The 17,936-nt window shown below is 72.4% G+C and carries 15 protein-coding genes and 3 tRNA genes; 3 read left to right on the top strand and 15 right to left on the bottom strand.

Annotation, left to right across the window (positions count from 1 at the left end; all coding sequences use genetic code 11):
• Positions 1-118: 118 nt before the first annotated feature.
• From ABZS66_RS52525 to ABZS66_RS52505, 5 genes are read right to left on the bottom strand one after another with little or no spacing between them, the layout of a single operon-like run.
• Positions 119-811 carry a putative N-acetylmannosamine-6-phosphate 2-epimerase gene (locus ABZS66_RS52525; RefSeq protein ID WP_354770898.1) on the bottom strand — a complete coding sequence of 231 codons (693 nt, stop codon included), beginning with the start codon at positions 809-811 and terminating at the stop codon, positions 119-121.
• Positions 808-1,746 (bottom strand): DUF4434 domain-containing protein, encoded by a 939-nt coding sequence (locus ABZS66_RS52520; RefSeq protein WP_354770896.1) that lies wholly within the window; start codon positions 1,744-1,746, stop codon positions 808-810. Before ABZS66_RS52520 ends, ABZS66_RS52525 begins: the two co-directional genes overlap by 4 nt.
• A 15-nt stretch (positions 1,747-1,761) precedes the next feature.
• Entirely contained in the window at positions 1,762-2,571 is an 810-nt protein-coding gene (locus ABZS66_RS52515; protein WP_354770894.1) for a carbohydrate ABC transporter permease, read from the bottom strand.
• Positions 2,561-3,469 (bottom strand): sugar ABC transporter permease, encoded by a 909-nt coding sequence (locus ABZS66_RS52510; RefSeq protein ID WP_354770892.1) that lies wholly within the window; start codon positions 3,467-3,469, stop codon positions 2,561-2,563. Before ABZS66_RS52510 ends, ABZS66_RS52515 begins: the two co-directional genes overlap by 11 nt.
• Positions 3,459-4,736: an ABC transporter substrate-binding protein gene (locus tag ABZS66_RS52505; RefSeq protein WP_354770890.1), complete on the bottom strand. Its 1,278-nt coding sequence runs from the start codon at positions 4,734-4,736 to the stop codon at positions 3,459-3,461. The genes ABZS66_RS52510 and ABZS66_RS52505 overlap by 11 nt, the downstream gene beginning before the upstream one ends.
• Positions 4,737-4,862: 126 nt before the next feature.
• Here ABZS66_RS52505 and ABZS66_RS52500 point away from each other — a divergent pair, with 126 nt between their 5' ends.
• Entirely contained in the window at positions 4,863-5,570 is a 708-nt protein-coding gene (locus tag ABZS66_RS52500) for a GntR family transcriptional regulator (protein ID WP_354770888.1), read from the top strand.
• Here ABZS66_RS52500 and ABZS66_RS52495 read toward each other — a convergent pair.
• The 7 genes from ABZS66_RS52495 to ABZS66_RS52465 all read right to left on the bottom strand — a co-directional run bounded on the left by ABZS66_RS52495 (position 5,525) and on the right by ABZS66_RS52465 (position 11,912).
• Positions 5,525-8,662 carry a caspase family protein gene (locus ABZS66_RS52495; RefSeq protein WP_354770886.1) on the bottom strand — a complete coding sequence of 1,046 codons (3,138 nt, stop codon included), beginning with the start codon at positions 8,660-8,662 and terminating at the stop codon, positions 5,525-5,527. The two genes, ABZS66_RS52500 and ABZS66_RS52495, sit on opposite strands and share 46 nt — an antisense overlap.
• A gap of 378 nt (positions 8,663-9,040) precedes the next feature.
• Positions 9,041-10,177 carry an oxalate decarboxylase family bicupin gene (locus ABZS66_RS52490; protein WP_354770884.1) on the bottom strand — a complete coding sequence of 379 codons (1,137 nt, stop codon included), beginning with the start codon at positions 10,175-10,177 and terminating at the stop codon, positions 9,041-9,043.
• The gene (locus ABZS66_RS52485; RefSeq protein WP_354770882.1) at positions 10,167-10,367 is read right to left on the bottom strand and encodes a hypothetical protein; all 201 of its coding nucleotides are present in this window, start codon (positions 10,365-10,367) and stop codon (positions 10,167-10,169) included. Before ABZS66_RS52485 ends, ABZS66_RS52490 begins: the two co-directional genes overlap by 11 nt.
• Entirely contained in the window at positions 10,364-11,554 is a 1,191-nt protein-coding gene (locus tag ABZS66_RS52480; RefSeq protein ID WP_354770880.1) for an Nramp family divalent metal transporter, read from the bottom strand. Before ABZS66_RS52480 ends, ABZS66_RS52485 begins: the two co-directional genes overlap by 4 nt.
• A 111-nt stretch (positions 11,555-11,665) precedes the next feature.
• A tRNA-Ser gene (locus ABZS66_RS52475) sits at positions 11,666-11,749 on the bottom strand.
• Between the two features lie 11 nt (positions 11,750-11,760).
• Positions 11,761-11,833: transfer RNA gene (locus ABZS66_RS52470), tRNA-Asn, on the bottom strand.
• A gap of 5 nt (positions 11,834-11,838) precedes the next feature.
• A tRNA-Ile gene (locus ABZS66_RS52465) sits at positions 11,839-11,912 on the bottom strand.
• A gap of 263 nt (positions 11,913-12,175) precedes the next feature.
• On the opposite strand from ABZS66_RS52465, the gene ABZS66_RS52460 reads away from it, so the two are divergent.
• On the top strand, positions 12,176-12,514 hold the full coding sequence (locus ABZS66_RS52460; protein WP_354770878.1) for an Imm51 family immunity protein: 339 nt from the start codon (positions 12,176-12,178) through the stop codon (positions 12,512-12,514).
• 250 nt (positions 12,515-12,764) lie between these two features.
• Here the strand turns inward: ABZS66_RS52460 and ABZS66_RS52455 are convergent, their stop codons facing one another.
• The 3 genes from ABZS66_RS52455 to ABZS66_RS52445 form a co-directional block, all read right to left on the bottom strand.
• Positions 12,765-15,251, bottom strand: coding sequence for a transglycosylase domain-containing protein (locus ABZS66_RS52455; protein ID WP_354770876.1), 2,487 nt, complete (start codon positions 15,249-15,251; stop codon positions 12,765-12,767).
• A gap of 208 nt (positions 15,252-15,459) precedes the next feature.
• Entirely contained in the window at positions 15,460-15,744 is a 285-nt protein-coding gene (locus ABZS66_RS52450; protein WP_354770874.1) for a peptidoglycan-binding domain-containing protein, read from the bottom strand.
• Between the two features lie 54 nt (positions 15,745-15,798).
• Entirely contained in the window at positions 15,799-16,659 is an 861-nt protein-coding gene (locus tag ABZS66_RS52445) for a class I SAM-dependent methyltransferase (protein WP_354770872.1), read from the bottom strand.
• Positions 16,660-16,714: 55 nt separating this feature from the next.
• Between ABZS66_RS52445 and ABZS66_RS52440 the strand changes: the two genes are divergently transcribed.
• Positions 16,715-17,668 carry a hypothetical protein gene (locus ABZS66_RS52440; protein ID WP_354770870.1) on the top strand — a complete coding sequence of 318 codons (954 nt, stop codon included), beginning with the start codon at positions 16,715-16,717 and terminating at the stop codon, positions 17,666-17,668.
• Positions 17,669-17,936: the final 268 nt, after the last annotated feature.

The following is a 17,936-nucleotide window of genomic DNA, read 5'->3' as shown; positions in this document are numbered from 1 at the left end:
CGGACCGCGACCTCCTGGCGGTCGGTCCGCAGCGCCTTGCCGGTCCGCAGCCGGATCGCCCCGCGCCGGCCGGCCGGAGCGCCACCCGACGAGGCGCCACCCGACGAAGCGTCGGCCGTCATCGGGGCCGGCCCAGCGCCGAGGCGGAGCGCGGCGTGGCGGCGGCCAGGCCGCGGGTCAGCGCGACCGGGTCGGTGATGGCGGTGCCGACGACGACCGCGTACGCCCCCGAGGCGAACGCGGTGCGCACGTGGTCCGGGGTGCCGAGCCGGCCCTCGGCGACCGTGCGGATGCCGACCGCGGCGAGCGCCGCGACCAGGTCGAGGTCCGGCTCCGTCTGCTGTGGACTGTCCGCCGTGTACCCCGACAGCGTCGACGCGACCAGCTCCGCCCCGGCCGACCAGGCGGCGGCGCCCTGCTCGAACGTGGCCACGTCGGCCATCACCGGCAGGCCGAGCTCGGCCTGGATGCGGGCGACGAAGGACGCGACCGGCACGTCGCCCCGGCCGGTCGCCTCGACCGCGATCACGTCCGCCCCGGCGGCGGCGAGGGCCGCGGCCAGGTCCCAGCGCGGGGTGATGAGGTCGCGGTCGGCCGCGCGGACCTTGTGCAGCGCGATGACCGGCAGGCCGACGGCGTCCTTCACGGCGCGGACGTCGTCGGGGTCGTTGACCCGCACCGCGGCGGCGCCGCCGAGCGCGGCGCACTCGGCGAGCCGGGCGATGACGGCCGGCGACCGCAGCGGATGGCCGTGCGGCGCCTGGCAGGAGACGACCAGCCCGCCGGCGATCGCCTCGAGCACCGGGCTCACTGGGCGGTCCGGGTCGACACGAACTCGGTGTAGCGGTCGTAGAGGTTGCGGGCCGCCGGCCAGACCGAGTTGGGGCTCAGGAAGTGGGAGAACTCGAAGCTGATGACCTTGTCGACGTACGGCTGGACCGCGTCGAGCTTGTGGGCGAGCTTGCGCCAGTCGGTGGGAGGGAACCGGATCGGCATGTCCCGGTCGAACGTCTCGATGTTGGCCCACGACGTGATCCCGTACCGGGTGGCCAGCTCCGCCGTGGCGGCGAAGTACTCCGCCGAGCGGGCCAGCTCCACGGTGCCGTCCTGGAACGCGCAGTAGTCGACGAGCCCGGAGTACCGCTGGAAGATCTCCTCCCAGATCCGCACGTGCTCCTCGGGTGAGCGCGGGCGCTGCCGGGGGTCGACGCTCATGGCCATGTCGGCGCGCCCGTGGAAGAACGGCGAGACGAGCACCGGCAGGTCGCTGACCTCGCGCAGCCGGGCCGCGAGCGTGGTGTTGATGTCGAGGATGCGCAGGCTGGAGTCGGTCGTCTCGTGCGGCAGGTACCAGCCGCGCAGGGCCGGCGAGCCGCCGTAGCGCTCCCACATCTCGTCGATGACGGCGAGGTTGACGTCGACCTCGGTCTTCCAGTCGTAGCGGTACCAGTGGTAGTGGGAGTCGTAGAGGCCGAGGTAGAAGGCGATGTCCCGCTCGGCGGCGAGGTCGAGGAACAGCCGCACCAGGTCGGTGTAGACCGGCAGCGTGGCGAGCCGGTCGGACACCGCCTTGCTCGGGCAGGCCAGGCGCTCGCCGAGGCCGAGCCGGATGAGCACGACGGTGTCGATGCCGGCCTCGACGAACGTGTCGAACTCCCGGGCCCACTCCCGCTCGCCCCAGTTCTGCGACGGGATGTCGACGGTGATCTCGTCGAGGAAGGTGCCGGTGATCGCCTTGTACGGCATGGAGGATCCTTTCATTTACTTGATTCCCTGTGTTGCGATGCCCTCGACGAAGTACCGCTGCCCGAGCAGGAAGATGATGAGCGCGGGGAGGGTGAACATGACGCTGGCCGCCATCAGCGGACCCCAGTCGACGCCGTGCTCGGAGAAGAAGGCGTAGAGCCCGACCGAGAGCGTGTACTGGCTGGTGTCGCTGAGGTAGATGAGCGGGTTGAGGAAGTCGGTCCAGGTCCACACGAACTGGAAGACCGCCACCGTCGCCAGTGCCGGGCGCGCGAGCGGCAGCACGATCCGCCAGTACACCCGGAACTCCGAGGCGCCGTCGAGCCGGGCGGCGTCGAGCAGCGCGTCGGGCACCCCGACGAGGAACTGGCGGAGCATGAAGATGAGGAATGGTGTACCGAGGAAGCTCGGCACGATGAGCGGGAAGTACGTGCCGACCAGGCCGAGCTTGTTCCACAGCAGGTACAGCGGGACGAGCGTCACCTGCGGCGGCAGCATCATCGAGCCGAGGATGAGCGCCAGCACCAGGTTGCGCCCGGGCCAGCGCAGCTTCGCAAGGGAGTACGCGACCAGCGGGCACGACACCAGGCTCCCCACCACGCACAGGCTCGAGACGAGCAGCGTGTTGCCGAGGTACCGCCAGAAGGGCATGGCCTCCAGCGCGGCCCGGAAGTTGCCGAACTCCCACTGCTCGGGCAGCAGCCGCGGGGGCAGGGTGAAGACCTCGCCGGGCGGCTTCAGCGCCGTGGTCAGCATGACGACGAACGGGAAGAGCATCCCGAGGGCGATCGCCCACACCAGGGGGTAGCGCGCCTTACTGACCATAGTGGACCCACTTGCGCGAGCTGAGCATCAGTACCGCGGTGATCGCGACGGTGATGAGGAACAGCACCCAGGCGAGGGCCGAGGCGTAGCCCATCTTCAGGAACACGAACGCGTTCTGGTACACGTACATCCCGTAGGTCAGCAGCGAGTCGTCGGGCCCGCCGGCGGCGGCGTTGAGCCGGGTCTGCGCGAGCAGGTACGGCTGGGTGAACAGCTGCAGGCTGGTGATGAGCCCGACGATGAGCTGGAACAGCGTGACCGGGCTGATCGCCGGCCAGGTGACGGCGCGGAAGCGCTGCCAGGGGCCGGCCCCGTCGACGAGCGCGGCCTCGAAGGTCTCCCGGGGCACGTCCTTGAGCGCGGCGAGGAAGATGACGGTAGTGCCGCCGACCATCCACAGCCCGATGAGCACGACCGCGGGCTTGGTGAACGCCGGGTCCTCCAGCCAGCTCGGCTGCGGCAGGTGCAGGAAACCGAGGATCCGGTTCAGGTAGCCGTACTGCGCGTTGAGCAGCCATCGCCAGACATAGACGCTCACGACGATGGGGATGATGGTCGGCAGATAGACGATCGCGCGGTACAGCGGGAGCCCGCGCACCCGCGAGTTGAGCGCGAGCGCGAAGCCGAGCGACAGCAGCAGGGCGAGCGGCACGCCGACCACGGTGAGGTACAGCGTGTTGAACAGCGCCGTGGCGAAGCGGTCGTCGTCGAGCATGGCCGTGTAGTTGTCGACGCCGACGAAGGTCGGCGACTGGAACAGGTTGAAGTCGGTGAAGCTGTAGTACCCCGACGCGGCGATCGGCCCGAGGACCAGCGCGACGAAGCCGATCAGCCACGGACTCGCGAACGCCAGCCCCAGCCGGAGCTGGCGTCGCGAGGTCTGGGACCTACGGGGCATAGGACTTTGCCTTCTGCGCCACGCCGGCGAGTCCGTCGTTCGGGGCCTTGCGCTGCTGGGCGATGTCGTCGAACGCCAGCGCGAGGTCGCTGCTGTACTGCGCGGCCCACGGGGAGCTGGCCAGGGACCTGGCGTTGGCGCTCTTGAGCGCGCCGAGCCACGCGTCGAACTGGGGCAGCGCCTTGTACTGCGGGTCGTCGACCAGTGAGGTACGGGCCGGGAGGTTGCCCAGCGCCAGGCTGAACTTCGTCATCGCGTCCTTGGCCAGGAGGTACTTCATGAACTCCCACGCCTCTTTCGGGTGCTTGGCGTTGCGCGGGATGAACAGCGTGCTGGTGGTGACCTGGGTGGTGCCGGTCAGGTTCGGCTGGGCCGACGGGTACGGCAGCGGCGCCACGCCCCACTCGAGGGTGGGCGCGAACTTCTTGATGGACACCGGCTGCCACTCGCCGTCGATGATCGTCGCCGCCTTGCCGGTGTAGAACGCGTTCTGCGCGGAGGCGTACTCACCGAAGCCGGAGGTGAACTTGCGGACCTGCTCGACGCCGTACTTGCCGGGGATGTTGTCGGTGTAGAAGTTGAGGCCGGCGACGTTGCCCGGGTTGGCCGGGGTCGCCGCGCCGGACTGGTCGTCCCACGAGCCGCCGAACATGAAGCCGAGCGTCGTGAAGCTCGTGTTGATCTCGGCGTTGGCGTAGCCGAGCTGCGTGATCGTGCCGTCGGCGCCGCGCTTGGTGAGCTTGGCGATCTGCTCCGCCCACTCCTCGGTGGTCTTGGGCGGCCCGGCGAGGCCGGCCTCGGCGTAGAGCTTCTTGTTGTACAGCAGCATCTGCGTGTGCAGGGCGATCGGCATCGAGTACGTCTTGCCCTGGTACACCATCTGGGACATCGCCGCGGCCGGGAAGTCCTTGGTGTCGTAGCCGTCGGCCTTGATGAAGTCGTCGAGCGGGGTCAGGATGCCCTTGCTCGCCCAGGCGCCGACGCCGCTGCCGAAGTGGTCGGAGATGTCGAAGCTGCCCTGCGCGCCGGACATCGAGGTGAGCTGCTTCTGGAAGTCGGGGCTGGACACGCCCTTGACCGTGATCTTGTCCTGGCTGGCGTTGAAGTCCGCGACGATCTTCTCGAGGGCGGCGGCTTCCTCGCCGGCCCAGAGGTACGAGAAGACCACCTCGGTCTTGCCACCGCTTGCCTCATCTCCCCCGCCGCACGCCCCGAGCGCCGCGACCAGCGCGCCCGCGGCGAGGGCTCCGAGGAACCGTCGTCTCATGTGCAGACCTCCTGCTGATGATCAAATTTGGTCTAGCCCAATTAGCGATGACGGGAGCGTAGCTCTGCTACTCTCCTGGCGCTAGTATCGTTTTGGTGTAGACCAATCGGCCTGGAGTTTTGGTTCATGACCGCCACGAAGCACGAGCTCCTCCGCAGCCACCTGCAGACCCTGATCGAGCGCGAGCTCGCCCCGCACGAGCGGCTGCCGACCGAACGCGACCTGGCCCAGGAGTTCGGCGTCAGCCGGATGACGGTCCGGCAGGCCCTGGAACGACTGGAGAACGAACGGCTGGTCTACCGGGTGCGCGGCGCCGGCACGTTCGTGGCCCGCCCGCCCATCACCAAGAGCATCGAGCTGACCAGCTTCAGCGACGACATGCGCCGCCGCGGCCTGCAGCCCGGCTCACGGCTGTGCATCGCCGAGTCGGTCCCGGCCGGCGCCGCGGTGGGCTTCTCCCTGGGCCTGAGCCCGTCGCAGGAGGTGGTCCACCTGGAGCGCGTCCGAACGGCCGACGGCGTCCCGATGTGCGTCGAGCACTCGTACCTGTCGGTCCCGGGCCTGCTGGACCAGCCCCTGGACGGCTCCCTCTACGACCTGCTCCGCGACCGCTACCACATCCGCCTGGTCCGCGCGGAGCAGTCGATCCGGGCAACGGTCCTGGACCAGGACACGGCGGCGCAGCTGGAGGTCCCGCCGTTCAGCCCGGCCCTGCTGGTGGAGCGCACGACGTACGACCAGCGCGACCGCCCGGTGGAGCACGCCATCTCGACGTACCGGGGAGACCGCTACGCCTTCGAGATCGAGGTGGTCCGCCCGTCGACGGACGACTGACCCGCCGCCCCGAAGTGCTCGACGACCTCGCCGATCGCGCGCAGCACGTCGGCGAGATCGTCCGGCGTCGCCTCCCAGGGGTCGAGGGGGCCGGACTGGTCGGGCAGGCCGGCGAACGTATCGAGGTTCCACGCCGGCTCGGCGCTCCCGTGCACCGCCTCGATGCCGAGGTTTCCGTCCTCGTCGCCGGTGAACCGGTACCTGCGGAGTGTCTGGTACGGCAGCACGCCAACCGGCTCACGGCCGGAGAACCTGACCGCCCGGTCGGTGAAGGCGAGCACACCGCCGTCCAGACCGAGCGACCAGGCCCGCAGCAACGCCTCGTCCGCGAACACCCCGAGCCGGTCCCGCACGGCCTCGTGGACGACGGGTGGCGCCCCTCCGGGCAGTCTGCCCTCGATGCAGGCGAGCGCCGCGATCGCGCCGGTCGACGTGGCGAAGGGCGTCAGCCACGTGATGCGCCCGCGCTGGTCCGGGGCGTCTCTGGTGATCCACAACGCCACTGCCGTGGCCCGGCCGGGTTCGACCGTCCCGTTGGCCGCCAGGGCATGGCTCGCGACGCGGCCGGCGAGGGTCCGGCCGTCCGGCGTGCCGGACCAGTGACGCAGCAGCCGGTACAGGTCGCGCGGCGCCGCCTCGGTGGCGACCGCCCGCGTCAGGCCTTCCAGGTTCAGCCGGCCGGTGAGATCCGCGACCGCCCTGACGTCCGGTTCCGGGTGCGCCAGCATGCGGCGCACGACGCTCCGCGCGATGTCGAGGCGCGGTGCGGATCCGAGCCGGGACGCGAAGCGCACGGCCACGTCGGTGCCCGCGCCGACCAACTCGTCGGCGAGGTGCTCGCCGCGACCGGCACCGGGCAGCAGGTACGCCTCGACGAGCCGGTCGGCCTCGGGCGTCGCCGTCACCAGGGCGAACGCGACGAGCCGACGCGCCAGGACCGGTGCGACCCCCGGCCGGACGAAGGCCGCGGAGTCTCCGCCCGGGCTGCCGTACACGTCCGGGAAGTCGGCCCGCAGCAGCCGGTCGGTGACCACGAGGTTGTACCGGCCGAGCAACGCGATCATCGCCCGGGTCAGCCGGTCCGGGCGGGCCTGGCCCAGCACGGCGGCCTCGACGTGCTCGTACAGGTGGCCGGGCTCCTCGTCCGCAGGCTCCGAGAGGGCGTCGAGCAGAGCCGCCAGATCCCACGGATCGAGGTCGGCCGCGGGGGCCAGCGCCCGGACCGCCAGATCCTCGGACACCGTCTTGGCGAGTCCGCGAGCCACGGCGGCGAGGTCGGCGCCGGACAGTCCGGGGGCCAGCCGGTCCAGCAGCCGGCGGGCGTCGATCGGGCGGCCCGCGGTCTGGAGGTGGGCGATCGCCGTGACGATCCGCTCGGCCGACGTCGCCGACGCGTGCAGCAGCTCCAAGGCCTCCGCCGGCCGGCGGTCGAACCGCAGCTCGTCGGCGAGTCGCACGACCTCCTCATCGGGCAGCAGGCGGGCGAGCCGGGTCACCGCGTGGACCGCGTCGGCGGTGAGGTCGGCGGCCCACAGCGCCTGCAGCAGCCGGTGCGCCGACCGGGCCCGGTTGGCCCACGGGAGCAGCAGGTCCAGCAGGGACCGGGCCTCGTCGTCGCGCCCGGCCCGGTGCATGGTGGCCACGATCTCGACGACGTCGGCCGGTGGCCGGGCCAGCAGCGCCTCGCCCGCCGCCGCGTACAGCGGGAACGCCGGACCGTCGTGGTGCGCGTCGCGCAGCGCGTCCGCGAGCGCGAGGGCGTCGGCCGGTGGGATCGTCGTGGCCAGGTCGGCGACGAAGCCGTCGACCGCCGGCCGCAGGTCGGACGTGTGCAGCGCCGCGATCAGCGCGATCAGCTCGTCGGGCCGGCCGATCCGGGCGCGGGCCGCGCCGTCGAGCAGGACCGCGCGGGCTGGTTCGGGCAGCAGCGTCGACAGTACGACGACGTGGGTCGAGTCGTTGGCGCCGGCCAGCCGGGCCAGCTCGGCCGTGGCCCCGTCCACCCCGAGCTCGTCGAGGTCGGCGGCCAGCTCGGCGATCTCGGTCGGCGGCCGCCGGGCCGCCGCAGCCAGCACGGCCCCGGCGTCCTCCTGCTGACCGGCCGCCCGCAGCGCGCCGGTGATCGCGGCGACCTCCTGGGTCGGACGGTGGGTGCCGCCGCCGGCGACGAGCGCGTCCGCCTCACCCGCCCGGGCGTCCTGCCGCAGCCGGTCCAGCCGCTCGAGGAACTGCGCCGGGGTGAGCCGCAGATCGCTGTCCGGCGGCTGGGGCACGCTCGGCGGCGCGGCGGTCACGGCCGCCACCGCCGCCTCGGACGGCGCGGCCGGGGGATCCTGGTCGGCGGCCGCGGCCGGTGCGCCCGGAAGGCGGCCGCGGTTGCGGGCGATGGCGATGGTGTGGCCGCGGTTGCGGGCCCGGGCCTGCGGGGTCGGACGTTGCTTGTCGGTCAGGTTGCGGACCAGCTGCCAGTAGATGCCGTCCATGTCCAGCAGCTCGGCACTGTTGGGCAGGCCGTTGCGCAGGACGTCGACCAGCTCACCGGTGAACGCCGTGTGCTCCTCGCCGGGCGGGGCCAGGGCCAGGCGGGTCTCCGCGGTCGCGGTCATGACGTAGCTCGCGTCGATGCTCACCCGGTCGGCGATGCGGGTCGCGTCGCCCATCGCGCCGGCCAGGGCCAGGCCGCTGTAGCAGCAGTCCAGCAGCACCACCTTCGAGCGGCACAGGGATGCGGCGATCAGGCGGCGCACGTCCTCGTACCGCACCGCCGCGTGGATCGGGTCCCGGCTGGTCCGTGGGGTGGTGAGGTAGAGGTCGAGACCGTCCGGCTCCACCACGCCGTGGCCGGCGTAGTAGAACACCAGCCCGTCCGACGCGTCCCGGCACGCCTCGTGCAGCGCATCGCGAATGACGTCCGTCGATGCTGGGTCATCGATCACCCGGCAGTGCTCGGGCGGCAGCCCCCACACCCGCGGGTCGGTGAGCAGCTCCTGAAGGGCCCGTAGATTGGCGGGGACGGCCGGCAGCGGTTCCAACTCGGTGTACGCTCCCGAGCCGACCAGCACCGCCCGCGAGCGGTGGGGGTCGGGCAACATCACCGGCACATTGAAGCACCTGATCAGCCGGTACGGTTCAGCCGACCGGGCTGGACAGTGGCGCCGCAATCCACCGGGCGCGCCACGGCGCGAGGTACGACGGTCGCAGGTCCCGGTGTCGATCCGGGCATTCCGCCGGTATGAGGGGCGGTCGAGCAGCCAACGCTCCACCTGCGTGGGGCAGCCGAGGCCGCGGCGGCGGGTCGGCTAGCGGGCCGTCGGGCCGGCCCAGGTCGTGGCGGACGTGCCGCTGGGCATTCGCCGGGTCATGGCCGTCCTCCCTGGGTCTCGCTCGTCGTTGCCGGTGACGTCCAAACTAGGCCCGGAAACCGCGGCCGGGCAACGGGATTTCGTGTCGCCCGGCCGCGGTGGTGAAGGTCAGGCCATGATGCGCTGCTTCGAGTGCGGGAGGGCGTCGATCATCGAGCGGGAGAGGTTCAGGGTGTCGGCGCTGACCTGGGACGGGGTGTTCGCCATCCACTGGCTCAGGGAGATGTCCTCGAAGCGGGGGCTGCGGAACATCTCCAGGAACACCAGCGGCTCGGTGCCGGTGTTCTCCACGTAGTGGCCGTACGCGAACGGCACGTAGCCCACGTCGCCCGCCTGGTAGTTGAACGTGCGGTTGACGCCCGAGCTGGCGAAGACGCCCATCCGGCCCTGGCCGGAGATCCAGTACTGCCACTCGTCGTTCGTCGGGTGCCAGTGCAGCTCGCGCAGGCCGCCGGGGTCGATCTCGACGAGGGCGGCGCTGATCGTGTCCGAGGCGGCGAAGTTCTTCGAGTCGGTGACGCGGGCCTGGCCGCCGTCGAAGCGCTCCGGGGCCTGGGCGAGCATGCGGTGCTTGAACGTGCGGGGAACGTCGCCGGTGGGGCTGACGACCGCGTCGGACTCCAGCGGCGGCGGGACCTGGCCGCTGAAGATGTACTTCTCGCGCTCCGGCAGGTCGGCGAGCTGCTCCTGGCGCCAGCCGAAGTTCTTCGCGATGACACTGCGGGGCGTGTGCGCGAAGTAGTCGCTGATCATGAACGTGGAGTTCTCGGAGAACATGCCGTCGTCGAAGACCAGCAGGAACTCGACGCCCTCGCCGAGGGCCTGGATGTGGTGCGGCACGCCCTTCGGGAAGAACCACAGGTCGCCCTGCTCGACGTCCTCCAGGAAGTTGCGGCCCTCCTGGTCGACGGCGCCGATGCGGCAGCTACCGCGCAGGACGTAGGCCCACTCGGACTGCTTGTGCCAGTGCAGCTCCCGGTACGCGCCGGGGTTGAGCTTCATGTCGACCCCGGCCAGCTGGGTCGCCACCGGCAGCTCGCGCTGGGTGACCTCGCGGGTCCAGCCGCCGTCCTCGATGCGGGTGTGGGCCATCGACATCGAGAACTTCAGGTTCGGGATGGTGCCGGAGTCCTCGGCCGGCGGCACGAGCAGGTCCGGGTTCTGCCGGTCGAGCTCGACGTTGCGCGGCCCGGTGTCGGTGCCGCCCTTCCGGCCGCGCTGCGGCTGGGGCAGGTCAGTGTTCATCGCGGTGGTCCTTTCGTACGGTCGGGAACAGGGCTCGGAGCTGGGCGCGGCCACCTTCGGCGGCCACGGCGGCGGGGATGGCGGCACAGGCGAACAGCAGCGACAGCGTGGTGACGGGCGGCGCCCCGGCCGCGGCGGAGGCCAGCGCGGCCACCGCGAACCCGCCGAGCTTGACGCGGACGCGGTTCATGCCAGGAACAGCAGCGGCAGGGACAGCCCGACGAGGGCCACGACGAGGCTGGCGCCGACCGCGATCCGCGTGGTCGCGACCGCGTTGACGAGCCGCCCCATGAGGGCGACGTCGCGGCAGAAGTGGACCAGCAGGAACAGCGCCACGGGGATGCCGAGCGAGATGACGATCTGGCTGACGACGAGCAGCGTGCTGAGCGGCGCGCCGAGGAGCAGGGCCAGCACGGCGGGCGCCATGGTCAGCAGGCGCCTGCAGTACACCGGGATCCCCCGGCCCAGGAAGCCCTGCATGATGACGTCGCCCGCGAGGGTCCCGATGCCCGACGACGACACACCCGACGTCAGTAGTGCCACCGCGAACGCGAGGGCCGCCGCACCGCCGACCCGCGCGGCCAGCTCGGCGTGCGCCGCGTGCAGGTCGCCGGTCCACGTGCCGCCGGTGAGCGAGCCGAGGCCCGCGCCGAGGGCGATCATCGCGACGTTGATGAGGGCGGCGGTACCGAGGGCGATCCCGCAGTCCAGCCGCAGCGCGGTGCGGACGAGCCGGGGCCGGCGGCGGGCGACGGCGGCGGAGCGGCCCGGCTGCTGCGCGAGGGACGAGTGGAGGTAGATCGCGTGCGGCATGACGGTCGCGCCGACGATGCCCAGGGCGATGAGGACGGATTCGGTGCCGTTGAGCCGCGGCACCAGGCCACCGGCCATACCGGCGGCCGACTGGTGGCCGACGGCGACCAGGTCGTAGGCGATCCCGGCGCCGATGAGCACCAGCGCGGCGGCCGTGGCCAGCTCGAACCGGCGGGTCCGGCCGCGCCGGCGCAGCTCCAGCAGCAACAGCGACAGCCCGGCGGTGACGAGCGCCGACAACGCGACCGGCATCCCGAACAGCAGCTGCAGGCCGATCGCGGCGCCGACGAACTCGGCCAGGTCGGTGGCCAGCACCACCAACTCGGCCTGCAGCCACAGCAGCCGGTTGCCCCAGCGGGGGAAGCGTTCCCGGCACAGCTCGGGCAGGCTGCGCCCGGTGGCGGTGCCGAGCTTGGCCGCCTGGAACTGCACGAGCATGGCCACGGCGCTGGCGGCGACGACGACCCAGAGGAGCAGGTAGCCGGAGGTGGCCCCGGCCGCGAGGTTCGTGGCGACGTTGCCGGGATCGACGTACGCGATGGACGCGACGATCGCGGGCCCCATCAGCGGCACCATGCGGGATCTGGGTCGGGCCGGCGCCGGCCGGGAGCGGATGATCGCCGTCACGGCACCAAGCGTGGCGGGAGGCGGCGGGCCTGACCTCACCTCAAAAAGCGGAGGAGGTGGGATTCGAACCCACGGGACTCATCGAGCCCGCGCCGTTTCCAGCGGCGCTTCCGAAGCCGGGCCGGCTCCTCCGTGCGGTACTGCTCCGGCGGAAGGACTCGAACCTTCACCTGTGCGCATTAACAGTGCGGTGCCCTGCCATTGGGCGACGCCGGATCGCGTGTCGCCGGGTGGGGTCGAACCACCGGCCTCCGCCTTATCAGGGCGGTGCTCTGACCTGCTGAGCTACGACGACATGGGGGTGGAGACGAGAACGCCGCCCGGTCCCGGTCCTGGGAGGGCGGCGCGGATGATGCCAGCGGTGCTACCGCTGGCCGCGCCACCCCGGATTGCGGGAGGACGGGCCGGCCCAGATCGCGATCGCGATAATCACTGCCTGTCTCCCTTCCGTTCGGTGTGTCCTCCACGGTAGGGACGGCCGGCGGGCCGGGCAACGGGTTTTCAGCCGGGCCCGGGCCTCCGCACGCCGCGCGTGCGCACGCGTCGTACGCTACGCCGATGCATCCACTCAAGCTGATCGAGACCGCCCCGGGCAAGTACTCGCTGCTGCTCAACGCGGGCACGACCGACGTCGACGGCGTCGTGGAGGAGCTCGGGCACGAGGCGAACGGGTACTTCTGGGAGGGCGTCGCCCGGTACCTGGTCGCCCACGACCGGCCCGGCCTCGACGGGCGGTTCGGGTACGACCCGGAGGGCGGGATGTTCTGCGCGTACGGCTCGGACCGGGCCGCCCTGAAGGAGCTCGGCGCCGCGCTGGCCGCCGTCGCCACCGACGCCGGCCGGGTCCGCGACCTGGTCCGCGCGGCCGAGGCCGAGGGCTTCGAGTTCGACGACTGAGGCTACGGCGCGACCCCGGTGCGGCGGCGGTCGCGGACGTTGAGCACGGCCCAGGCCGCGATGATCCCGGCCGGGACGGAACGCGGTGGGGCCGCCGGTCACGGCCGTGCCGAACGCGCCCCACAGGGCGGCGAGCGCGAAGCCCGCGCCCGCCAGCCCTACCCTGGTCAGCTCCATGCCGGGCACGGTATGGCCGCCGAATTGCAGCCGAACTGCGGCGGCCGGCTTCGGTGCCTCAGCTGCGGCGACCTCAGTTGCGGCGGCTCATCGACGGCTTCGGGCTCGGGCTGGTGGCCGGGCTCTTGCTCGGGCCGGGCTTGTCCGGGCTCCGGCTCGGGCCGGGCTGGCTCGGGTCGGTCGACGGGACCGGCGGCGGGCCGCTGGCCTGGGGCGAGATGCCCGTGCCGATGTCCTTGTCGCCGGTGTCGCGCTTCGGCGGGAAGGCGACGATCGGCATATTCACCGCCGTCAGCGCGCCGTCGAGGAAGTCGCGCCAGATCGGGCCGGGCAGGTTGCCGCCGATGATCGGGGCGCCGCCCTTCTTGATGAGCTTCTGCTCGTCCTTCTGGTTGCCGACCCAGACGGCGGCGGCGAGGCCGACCGACTTCTTGCCCGGGTCGTACGCGCTGTAGCCGACCATCCACGCGTGCGCGTTGTCCTTGGTGTCGCGCAGCTGCCAGGTGCCGGTCTTGCCGGCCACCTTCCGTTTGCCGGACATGGTCAGGCCGTAGTGCTCGGGGACGCCCTGCAGTACCGAGTTGAGGTTGTCGGACATCTCCACCGTGAAGCCCGGGACGCGGGTCGGCTTGATGACCTCGCCGTAGGTCTTCTTGCCGCCGGTCCACACCTCCTTGAGGAAGTGGGTCTTCGCGGCCGCGCCGCGGGCGGCGAAGGTGGCGATGCCGCCGGCGTGGTCGAGGACGGTGATCGGGTACTGACCGAAGGCGACCTCGTTGGAGAAGTAGTCCTTGGCGGCCGCCGCGCCGTCGACCTTGGTCAGGTCGATCCGCTTCGAGTTGCCGTCGACGGTCGCCCACATCTCGGTGATGCCGGCCGCGCGGGCCGTGTCGATCACCTTGTCCCGGCCGACCAGCTCGGACAGGGCGAAGAACGGGACGTTGAGCGACTTCACGGTGACCTCTTCGAGGGTGCACCACTTGCCCGAGCCGGACTCGCAGTCGGGCGAGGTGCCCTCGCCGGCGTTGCGCACCGGGTTGTCCTTGAGGCGGCCGCTCTTGGGGAACTCCTGCGGGGACTCGCCGTTCCAGTACGAGTCGCTCGTGTAGCCGGCGATGAGGCCGGTGGCCAGGGTGTACACCTTGAACGTCGAGCCGGGCGGGTGGCCGATGCAGCACGACGGGGCGCCGTCGCCGAGCACCGGGTCGCGGTAGTAGCCGGAGTAGTCGCTGCCGTTGCCGCTGTCGCCGCCGTAGTAGGCCTTGACCGCGCCGGTGCCCGGCTCGACCGCGACGAGCGCGGCCTGCAGGTTCGGCGGCTGCTCGTGCATGTTGGATTCCTTGTTGCGGCTCGCCTCGCGCACCGCGATCTGCTGGATCCGCTGGTCGATCGTCGTGACGATCTTCAGGCCGCCGTTGCGGATCTGGTCGAAGTTCTTCTTGCCGTCGGGGTCCTCGCCCTCGTACAGCAGCCGGCCCGTCCGGGCGTCGGTGAGCGCGGCGACCTCGCCCAGCACGTGGTGCACGATCAGGCCTTCGGGCTTGTCCATGCTGCCGGTGGTCGCGGCGGCCTGGGCCCGGGTCTCGGCGGCGGTGTTGACCTTCTGCGGGTAGGCGAGGACCGTCTCGGCGTCGGCGGCGGACACGAACTTGAGCTCGACCATCTGGCGCTTGATGTAGTCGAACCGCTCGTGCGCCTGCTTGGCGTCCACGGTCGGGTCGAACGGGCTGCCCTTGCCGCCACCGCCGTCGGGGCTCTTGATCATCCCGGCGAGCACGACGCCCTCGGCGACCGTCAGGTCCTTCGCGGGCTTGCTGAAGTAGGCCTGCGCCGCCGCCTGGATGCCGTACGCGCCGCGGCCGAAGTAGACGATGTTGAGGTACATCTCGAGGATCTTGGGTTTTTCGTACTGCTGGTTGAGCTTGAGCGCGATGACCGCCTCACGCAGCTTCCGGGCGTACGTGACCCCTTCGAGCTCGGCCCATTGGCGCGCGTACTGCTGGCTGATCGTCGACGCACCCTGCCGGTCACCGCCGGTGACGTTGTTCCAGGCCGCCCGCAGCACGCCTTTGTAGTCGACGCCGTCGTTGGTGTAGAACGTGTTGTCCTCGGCGGCGACGACGGCCTTCTGCACGTGGTCGGGGATCTGGTCGATCGTGACGACCGTGCGGTTCTTGTCGCCGATGCGCGCCATCGGCGTGGTCCCGTCGGCGTAGTAGATCGTCGTCGACTGCTCCATGCTGATGTTCTCGGGCAGCGCGACGGTGTCGAAGTAGTACGTCCCGGCGACCAGCCCGATCCCCGCGATCATGATGAACGCGGCGATGGAGGCGATGACGATGTTCCGCCGCCGCTTCTTGCGCCCCTTCGCGGCGGGGCCGCTCGCCGGCGGCTCGTCGTCACGGCCACCCCGCCCGGCGGCACTGGCCGGCGGTCCGACACTGGCCCGCCCGGCGGCACCCCCGACGGCACCCCCGACGGCACCCCCGACGGCACCCCCGACGGCACCCCCGACGGACGCTCTCCCGGCCGCGCTGCGTGGCGGCGGCGAGACGGGCACCGAGGCCCGAGCGGCAACCGGCCTGACGGCACTGTCCTGCTGAAACGGCTCGCCGGCCCCTGGCCGTTGGCCAGGCACCTGCGCACGGCCCGCAACGGGCCTCTCCGGATCGTCGATACTCATCAACCTAACAACAACTCAGGAGCCCCGCACGGTTTACGCACCGGACCTGCGACTTCCCGATCACACGGGCCGCGGGGGCCGGCGGTCACGCCGCCACGCCGAGGGCGCGCAGGTTGCGGGCCTCGCGGGCGTAGCGGGTCAGGGCGTGGACCGTGCCCGGGCCGGCCACGCCGTCGACCGGGAGGCCGGCGCGGGCCTGGAAGCGGCGCAGTGCCTGGCCCACCTGGGCGTCGAACGCCGCCGGGCGCAACAGCCCCACCTCGGCCAGCAGCGCGCGCACCTCGCGCGGGTCGGCGGGCGGGACGGCCTCGTCGGTGGCGTTGACGGTGCCGGCCAGGGCGGCGCCGACGACGCGGAGGATGCGGTTCATGCCTCCAGTGTGGTGCGGCCGGGCCCGGCCGGCGTCGGGGGAAAACCTGGGAACCTACCCTGAGATCCGGTCGGCGACGGCGACCCGGCCGTGCCGCAGCGAGCGGGTGTGGCGGGTGGGGGTGCCGAGCGCGCGGGCCGTGGTCAGGTGGTCCTCGTCGGCGGCCACCGTGAAGCCGTGCTCGGCGAGCAGGGCCGTCATCGCCGCCGGGGTCCAGGTCGAGCGCCACGGCTCGCGGGCCCAGACGCTGCGGCGGCCCGTCGACGCCACCAGCAGGCGGGCCAGCAGCCGGCCCACGCCCGTCGACACCGCCGGGACCTGGTAGTTGACGATCAGGCGGGTGCCCGGCGCCGACCGGTCGGCCACGTCGGCCAGGGTGGCACGCACCTGCGCCTCGGTGAGGTACGCGATGACGCCCTCCCAGATCCAGGTCGTGGGGGCGGCGGCGTCGTGGCCGGCGGCCGGCAGCGCCTCGCGCAGGCGGTCGTCGGCGAAGTCGACCGGGACGTACACCGGCGGCCGGCCCGCCAGCGCCGCCGCGCGCGAGCGCTTGTCACGCTGGGTGTCGGGGCGGTCGACCTCGAAGACCGCGGTGCCGGCGAGCTCCGGCATGCGCCAGGCCCGGCCGTCCAGCCCGGCGCCCAGGATGACCAGCTGCGGTGCCGGGTGCGCGCGGACCGCGTCGTCGATGGCCACCGTGCGCGGGACGATCAGCTCGGCGCTCGCCCGCACGGTCTCGTAGTCGACGCGCTGCTTCCACGGGCCCGGCGGAGCCTCGTCGCGGACCTGGCGGACCGGCTCGCGGTCGGCCTCGTCGAGCAGGGCCATCGCGGTCGGGTCGGCGAAGCGGCCGGGGGCGAGGCGCCCGTCGGCCGCGGCACGGCCCTGGCAGACCATCACGGCGGTACGGCTCACGCGTCCACGCTAACGCGTACTGTTGCCGGCCGGTCGGTTGCGAGATCATGTACGCATGTCGCTGGCGAAGGTGATGGCGCATTGCGGAGGGTCGCCGGCCGAGGCGTTGCGGTACCTCGCGGCGGCCGTCGCGCAGGCCCCGCACGACCCGGAGCCGTATGCGCGGATCGCCGAGCTGCGCGAGCAGCATCCGGCCGAGATCGCCCGGCTGGTGGCCCGGCCGGACACGCTGCCGACCCTGCTCGCCGACGCCTACCTGCTCTACCTCGACGGCGACATGGACCGCGCCGCGCTCGCGATGGGCGCCCTGACCGGGCAGAGCCCGTACGTGGCCTGGGCCGCCGCGCCGTGGTTCGGCAGCGGTCGATTCCTCGGTACCGTGGGAGCCCCGGCCCTCGCCGACGCCACGATGTGCCTGCTCGACTTCGGCCACGAGCTGGACGGCGACGACATGCGGGAGCGGCTGGCGCCGTGGTTCGCCGCGATCGACGCGGTGACGGCGCGTGAGCCGCTGCCCGAGGCGATGGCCCGGATGGCGGTCCTGCTGCGCGAGTGCGGGCTGCCCGGCGAGTCGCTCGCGCTGTGCGACCGGGCCGACGCGGCCGGTCGCGTGGTGCTGACCGAGGTCGTGCGGGCCGGCACCCACCGGGCCCGCGGCGACCGGCGGGCGGCCACCGCCGCGTTCGAGCGGGCGCTCCTGCTCGACCCGGGCAACTGGTCGGTACTGCTGGAGCTGGCCAACCTGGCCGCCGAGGAGGGCGACTTCGCCGCGGCGGCCGGGTTCGCGGGCCGGGGCGAGGCGCTCGCCCCGGCGGCGGAGGTGACGGTGCGCGCGGCCGCGGCGGCGTACCGTGCCCGGTCGACCGGCTCGGTCGCCGACCTCGACCGATTCGTGGAGCTGGCGCCGCTGATGCCGAATCCCCGGTTCCGCACGGTGCTGGCGACCCGCGCCGCCGGCGGCGAGGGCCTGCCCCCCGACCGCGCCGCCGCGGCCCGCGCCGTCGGCTAGGGCGCTCCCCGCCCGAACGCCCTCACCGCCCGAACGCCCTCCCTGCCCAGCACGCCCTCCGTGCCCAGCAGGCCCGCACCGCCCGCGCACCCTCCCTGGCCTGCGCGATCTTGGAGTTGCGGTCCCGGACTTGTCCCCTTTTTTCGGATATTTTCGGGACCATCGGCGCGCGGGCGGTGAGGGCGCGTCGCCCTCGCGCCGCGCCTCGTCCCGGCGCCTGGACGATCTCGGCTCCCAGCGCCCGTTGGTCCCCCCGCCGGCTCGCGTA

Origin of the sequence: Dactylosporangium sp. NPDC005572, from assembly GCF_040605515.1 — a bacterium.
Classification (GTDB): Bacteria; Actinomycetota; Actinomycetes; order Mycobacteriales; family Micromonosporaceae; genus Dactylosporangium.
This window is presented reverse-complemented; position numbering and strand designations above follow the sequence as displayed.

Coding starts and splice junctions, on each gene's coding strand:
- ABZS66_RS52505 (WP_354770890.1), bottom strand. CDS start 4,736: ATGAGACGACGGTTCCTCGGAGCCCTCGCCGCGGGCGCGCTGGTCGCG.
- ABZS66_RS52490 (WP_354770884.1), bottom strand. CDS start 10,177: ATGAACACTGACCTGCCCCAGCCGCAGCGCGGCCGGAAGGGCGGCACC.
- ABZS66_RS52495 (WP_354770886.1), bottom strand. CDS start 8,662: ATGTTGCCCGACCCCCACCGCTCGCGGGCGGTGCTGGTCGGCTCGGGA.
- ABZS66_RS52520 (WP_354770896.1), bottom strand. CDS start 1,746: ATGCCGTACAAGGCGATCACCGGCACCTTCCTCGACGAGATCACCGTC.
- ABZS66_RS52515 (WP_354770894.1), bottom strand. CDS start 2,571: ATGGTCAGTAAGGCGCGCTACCCCCTGGTGTGGGCGATCGCCCTCGGG.
- ABZS66_RS52480 (WP_354770880.1), bottom strand. CDS start 11,554: ATGGGGCCCGCGATCGTCGCGTCCATCGCGTACGTCGATCCCGGCAAC.
- ABZS66_RS52460 (WP_354770878.1), top strand. CDS start 12,176: ATGCATCCACTCAAGCTGATCGAGACCGCCCCGGGCAAGTACTCGCTG.
- ABZS66_RS52485 (WP_354770882.1), bottom strand. CDS start 10,367: ATGAACCGCGTCCGCGTCAAGCTCGGCGGGTTCGCGGTGGCCGCGCTG.
- ABZS66_RS52450 (WP_354770874.1), bottom strand. CDS start 15,744: ATGAACCGCATCCTCCGCGTCGTCGGCGCCGCCCTGGCCGGCACCGTC.
- ABZS66_RS52440 (WP_354770870.1), top strand. CDS start 16,715: ATGTCGCTGGCGAAGGTGATGGCGCATTGCGGAGGGTCGCCGGCCGAG.
- ABZS66_RS52500 (WP_354770888.1), top strand. CDS start 4,863: ATGACCGCCACGAAGCACGAGCTCCTCCGCAGCCACCTGCAGACCCTG.
- ABZS66_RS52510 (WP_354770892.1), bottom strand. CDS start 3,469: ATGCCCCGTAGGTCCCAGACCTCGCGACGCCAGCTCCGGCTGGGGCTG.